Here is a 5,279-nt window from a genome sequence, read left to right as displayed (position 1 = left end):
GCGCATGGCTGACCCTGGGACCGACCACGGCGGTCCCCCGAGGGGCCGGTCAAAAGCCGCCGGGCGGCCCGCCGGGCAGACCCGGCCCTGCTCGAACCGCTGCGGTTCCAGATCCCCCTGGCCGGCCCGTCCCTGCTGGCCGCCAGCCTCACGCCGGGGGATACGGGCACGGCCACCCTGGCGCCGCTCTATACCGACGCCGGCTTCGTTTCCGACGCCTGGACCGCCGATACGACGGCCGTCAAGCTCGCCGGCCAGCCGGTGGTGTCCTGCCCGGACGCCAAACCCTGCACCGCCACCTACGAGCTGACCACCGGCTATCCGGCGGCCGGGCTGGATCTGACCTGGTTTCCGAGGCTTTTTGGCGATGCGGCCGGAGCCAACGGGGCCGTGGCCGAGGTGTCGGTCAATGGCGGGCCGTTTCGGCTGGTCGATGCCTTTTTGAGCACGCGCTCCGGGCGCTGGGACGGGCTTGAGGTGATGCGCCGGGCGTCCCTGGATCTGGGCGGCGCGACCGGCACGATCCGGGTCCGCTTTCGCCTGACCGGCGACGGGGTGCAGTTGTGGTCCTCGCCCCAGACGCCCCAGGCGGCGGTGGTGGCGCTCGACACCCGCAGCCTGCCGGCCCTGGCCCTGACTCCGGGCGAGACGCAGCTTACGGCCGCGTGTCCGGGGGAGTGCGGCCTGACCTTTGGCTTTGGCGGGGAGTGAGGCCGGGCCGGACGGCGCGCTTCAGGCCAGTTGGCGCAGCCGGGCCAGATAGGCGGCTCCGACCGTGGCCGGCGCGTGGCGGCTGGTGATCAGTTCCCGGCCGGCCTGCCCGCGCTTGCGGGCCAGACCCGGATTGGCCAACACCAGCCGCAGGGCCCGGACCAGCTCGGCCCGGTCCGGCTCGGCCCAAAGCATCCCCTGGCCAAACGGATATTCTCCGGGACCAACCGGCACGAGGCGATAGGCCACCGGGAAGCCGGTCTCCGGGGTCAGGAAATCGGCATTGCCGGAATAGCCTGTGGCGATGACCGGCTTGCCGAGCAGCATGGCCTCGGCCAGGGTCCGGCCGAAGCCCTCGGCCCGGTGCGGCGAGAGGTAGGCATCGCAGGCGGCAAAAAGCCCCAGGGCCTCGCCCCGGTCCAGGGTGTCGGCCAGGATGGCGATGCGCCGGTCGGCGGCGGCGGCCGCAGCCACGGCCCGCCAGCGCGGGTCGTCGGTCCGGGGATTCATGGTTTTAAGCACCAGCCCGACCGGCTCGTGGCCGCCGGGAAAGGCCTCCCGGAAGGCGGCCACGGCCGCCAGCGGATTTTTGCGGGCCAGATAGGAATTGGCGTCAAAGACGTAGAGAAACAGGAACCGGTCTTCAGGCAGGCCGAACCGGGCCCGCGGGGTCGGGGTCAGCCGGTCCACGGCGACGGCCATGGGCATGAGCCGGGTCGGCACCGGGCTGGTGGCGGCAAAGGCCTCGCGGGCATAGGCCGTGGACAGCCACAACTCGTCCATCAGCCGGTAGGCGTCGGCCATGACCTCGGGCCAGCCGGGCAGCTCCCAGGGCCAGTAGCCGATGTTGATGCGTCCGGAGAACAGTTCCTCGCCGCGTTCCAGCCACAAGCGGGTCGTGTCCAGGCCGGTTAAGCAAAAGATGTTGACCGGGTAGGGCAGCTCGTCGCTGATGCAGGCATCCAGCCAGCCGTCGGCCTGCCGGGTGCCGGGGCCGGTCTGGACGTTGACCACGGAAAAGGGCACGCCGGCTGCGGCCAGGGCCAGGGCGCACATGCGCGAATCCTCGCCGATGCCCAGTTCTCCGCGGGCAAAGCCGATGATGTTGACCCCAAAGGGATGGCGCGGCGGGGCGGATGCCCGGCAAACGGCCGTGGCCGGTGGCCGGGCCTGGCTGGGCCGGGGGGCGGCCGGCGACCGGCCCCCGGCCCAGGCCATGAGGGCCGGGCGCTGGTCCGGCCGGCCGGGATCGAAAGCGGCCCGGGCCGCCTCGTCGGAAAACCAGGCCAGAAAGGCCAGCCGGGTGATTCCGGGCAGGTCGGGCATGTCGGCGTCAAGGGGCAGGGGCGGGGTCCAGGCCAGGGGGCCGTCGTGGCCCATCTCGGCTGCGCCGTGGAGCACATACCAGGCCAGCAGGCCAAGCGCCCCCTCGGGCGTGGCCGGATCAAAGGCCGGCCGGACATCGGGCCGGGCGGCCCAGGTCAGCCGGGCCAGACGCGGCAGGGCCAGGCCCAGGGCCGGCAGGGGGGCCGAAACCGGCTCGAACAGCCAGGCCTGTTGCCGGGCGTCGAGCAGCCCGAAAAGGCCCATTTCCGGCACGGCGCTGGTGTAAAACCAGGCGGTGAAGGCCGCCCGGCCGGCCGGGTCGTCCCGGTCAAAGGCGGCGGTGTCGTCGTTTCGAAAGCGCCAGATGAAATCCATGAGCCGGGTGAGCGGGGCGTCCTCGGGTCCGGCCGCCGGGCTGGCCACGGCATTGGCCAGGGCCAGATCCTCGGGCCGGGGATAACCGGCCGCGGCTGGAAATTCCTTCCAGGCGCTGGTCAGCCACCACAGCAGAAAATCCGTTTCCCCGGTCAGGCCGACGAGCTGGAGCTTGGCCCGGATATCGTCGCGCAGATGCCGGGCCAGCCGCATGGGCGCGGTCAGGCCGGCGGCGTCGGGTGCGGTGTCGTGCATAATCCCGGCATTCTAGGGTTGCCGGCCGCCCCTGGCAAGGTTGGCTTCAGGCCCCGCGCGTCACCGGGCAGCGGCCGCAGACAATGCCGCTTCGCAGGTCGTGGCGGCCCGGATCGGCCAGGAGCGTCCGGGCGGCCTGATACTTGCCTCCGTTCCACAGCTTGGAAAAAGGTGTCTCAAAGACGTTGCCGAAATCCACCCCCGGATCGCGGGGATCGCGGCAGCAGGGGATAAGCCCGCCGTCCCAGTTGATGTAGGCCGAGCGGTAGAGCCACGAGCAGCCCGGCGCGGCCTCGTGGTCATGGGTCAGGGTCTGGCGCGGGAACATGGTGGAAAACCAGTCGTCCGGCGCATCGGCCGGGAAAAACGGCCGGATGAACCGCACCTGGTCGACGCCAAGCCGGGCCGCCGTCTCCCGGGCGGTGTCGATCTCGTGCTCGTTAAATCCGGTCACGCAGTACTGCCAGTCGATATACGGCGTTTTCGTGCCGGCGGCCGTGCGGGCCGCAATGAGCGCCCGGAGGTTGGAAAAAGGCCAGATCGGCGTTGCCGCCGCGCATGAACCGGCCAGACGTCTCAAACGACACGCCGTGGCAGGAAAAAATCAGCACTTCCAGGCCAGAGGCCACAATGCGCCGGGCCAGGTCCGGGTCGCGGTGGTTGAGGTTGGACGACACGCCGACGCCGATGTTTTTGTCCGTGGCGTAGCAGATCATTTCCAACGTCTCGGGGAAGAGAAACGGCTCGCCAAAGCCGTACATGTTGATCTTGAAGAGGTACTCGCCGCAGGAATCAATGATGCTCCTGAACTGGTCGGCGGTCATGCGGCCGTAGGGGCGCTCGCCGGGCAGCGGGGCGCGGCGGTCGTCGTAACAGTAGGCGCAGCGCAGATTGCAGATGTTGGTGGTCTCGATCTTCAGGATATAGGGCATGGAATCAAGGACCGGCCGCTTTTGCAGGCGGTTTCGCTCGGCCTTGAAAAAGTTCCACAGCCGCTTCAGCGTCGCATGGCGCACGAAGGCCTGGGCATGGCGCTTTAAAATCTTGAGCCGCTCCCCGGCCCCGGCTCCCTTGGTGGCCAGCCCGGCATCGAGCAGCCCGGCCTTTTTGGCCGGCTCCGGCGTTGCGGCCGGCTTTTTGACGCCAAGCAGATGGTCGGCCATTTTGAGGCCCTGGGACGCGGCCGCCGGGGTCAGGCAGAAATAAAAGCCGCCCTGGCGGCCCACGGCGTGCAGGTTGGCTATCGCCCGCACCGGGGCGGTGGCGGCAGCCAGCTTCGCCTCGTAATCCAGCGGATAGATGGGCATGGCCGAGGGCAGGGTGACCACCCTGGAAGCCCGAAGGGCGGACACCGGGTACAGTCCCAGCCGGGCCACGTCGGCCACGGCCCGCTCCAGGGTTTTGCCTCAGGCTCGGCCGCGTCCTCCAGATTGATCTCCAGGCACAGCCCTTCCCGGTCGGCCGGGCCGCGTTCGCGGAAAATCGACTCGGGATAGTACACCCGATTGGCCTGCATGGCCGGGTCGGGGTGGTAGGTATAGACGAAGGGCCGCGGGGTGCGTTCGCTTCGGTTGTAGGTCAGCATGACCAGACGCATGGTGACGCTTGGCAGGGCCGGGGCGTCGCTGCCAAGGGCGGCGTTTAGGGTATCAAGCGGCGCGGTCCAGACCACATGGGCCGGGGTGATGGCCCGGCCATCGGCCGTTATCGTCGTGATGCGCCCGTTCTCTCGGGTGAGGGCAATGTCCGTGACGCCGGTGACGATCTCGCCGCCGGCCGCCTCGATGCGCCGGGCAAGCAGGGCCGGCACGTCGCCAAGGCCTCCGGCTGGATACCAATAGCGCTGGCGCAGCCGGGACAGGGCGGCAATGACCGCCGCCGCCTTGCCGCGCCGGACAAACGGCTCCTTGGCGTTGTCGATGGTGCGGTCCACCCGGGCCAGCCAGTGGTGGTGCAGCGCCGCCGGCGGGGTCAGGGCCTTTTTGGCGAACAGATCGCGAAAAAGCAGATCGTACAGGCCCGGGCCGCATTTTTCCGACAGCTCAAGCTCAGCCGAGATCGGTTCCGGCGGCGGCGCGCCCCGGCGCTTGAGCGCGGCCCGGACGGCCTCGATCTTGTAGCGCAGCGGGTAGCGCAAAAAGTCGAGATGGTTGGGGAACTGCCACATGCGCCCCCCGGCGGCCACGGCAAAGGCAAAGGGGTGGCGGATGACCGGCCGGCCGGTGAGCGTCTGGCGCAAAAAGTTCTCGCCCACGCCCGGCACGTCGAGAAAAAGGACGTGGGGACCGTAGTCGAAGACCACGCCGTCGAGTGTTTCCGAGCGCAGAAGGCCGCCGACCCGGTCGGCGCGTTCGAGGACCAGACAGGGCCGGCCGGCCTCGGCCAGCCGGACGGCGCAGGCCAGCCCGGCGATGCCGCCGCCGACAATGACAATGGGGGAGCCTTGCATACGTGTCCTATCCTTTTCCTGGCCTCGCGCCCGGCCGCCACCGCGGCCGGGCGGCGCGTTGGGGCACCCTATACCAGCCCCGGTCCGGGCGTCCTCCTTTTTTCTGCCGGCCGGCACAGCCCGGCCCCGGGGCCAAGGATACGGCCGTTTGGCGGCCGTCCGG

5 protein-coding genes are annotated in these 5,279 nt (G+C 69.9%); 1 reads left to right on the top strand and 4 read right to left on the bottom strand.

What is annotated here, in order from left to right; translation table 11 throughout:
* Positions 1–261: 261 nt before the first annotated feature.
* Entirely contained in the window at positions 262–711 is a 450-nt protein-coding gene (locus DVDV_RS21445) for a hypothetical protein (RefSeq protein ID WP_075356599.1), read from the top strand.
* A gap of 21 nt (positions 712–732) precedes the next feature.
* On the opposite strand, the gene DVDV_RS21440 is transcribed toward DVDV_RS21445, so the two are convergent.
* The 4 genes from DVDV_RS21440 to DVDV_RS23690 form a co-directional block, all read right to left on the bottom strand.
* A complete protein-coding gene (locus DVDV_RS21440; RefSeq protein WP_075356598.1) occupies positions 733–2,667 on the bottom strand; it encodes a glycosyltransferase family 4 protein in 1,935 nt (644 codons plus the stop codon).
* Between the two features lie 46 nt (positions 2,668–2,713).
* Positions 2,714–3,121 (bottom strand): SPASM domain-containing protein, encoded by a 408-nt coding sequence (locus DVDV_RS23700; RefSeq protein WP_254845492.1) that lies wholly within the window; start codon positions 3,119–3,121, stop codon positions 2,714–2,716.
* Positions 3,108–3,599: a radical SAM protein gene (locus tag DVDV_RS23695; RefSeq protein ID WP_254845493.1), complete on the bottom strand. Its 492-nt coding sequence runs from the start codon at positions 3,597–3,599 to the stop codon at positions 3,108–3,110. The genes DVDV_RS23700 and DVDV_RS23695 overlap by 14 nt, the downstream gene beginning before the upstream one ends.
* Positions 3,600–3,907: 308 nt before the next feature.
* Complete coding sequence (locus DVDV_RS23690) at positions 3,908–5,116, bottom strand: NAD(P)/FAD-dependent oxidoreductase (protein WP_254845491.1); 1,209 nt, start codon at positions 5,114–5,116, stop codon at positions 3,908–3,910.
* Positions 5,117–5,279: the final 163 nt, after the last annotated feature.

This window comes from Desulfovibrio sp. DV, assembly GCF_001936595.1.
Lineage (GTDB): Bacteria > Desulfobacterota > Desulfovibrionia > Desulfovibrionales > Desulfovibrionaceae > Solidesulfovibrio.
Note: the sequence above shows the minus strand (reverse complement) of the source record. Positions and strands in the feature narration are given on the sequence as shown.

Excerpts from the sequence above, each read along its gene's own strand:
- DVDV_RS21440 (WP_075356598.1), bottom strand. The coding sequence starts at position 2,667 with ATGCACGACACCGCACCCGACGCCGCCGGCCTGACCGCGCCCATGCGG.
- DVDV_RS23695 (WP_254845493.1), bottom strand. The coding sequence starts at position 3,599 with ATGCCCTATATCCTGAAGATCGAGACCACCAACATCTGCAATCTGCGC.
- DVDV_RS23690 (WP_254845491.1), bottom strand. The coding sequence starts at position 5,116 with ATGCAAGGCTCCCCCATTGTCATTGTCGGCGGCGGCATCGCCGGGCTG.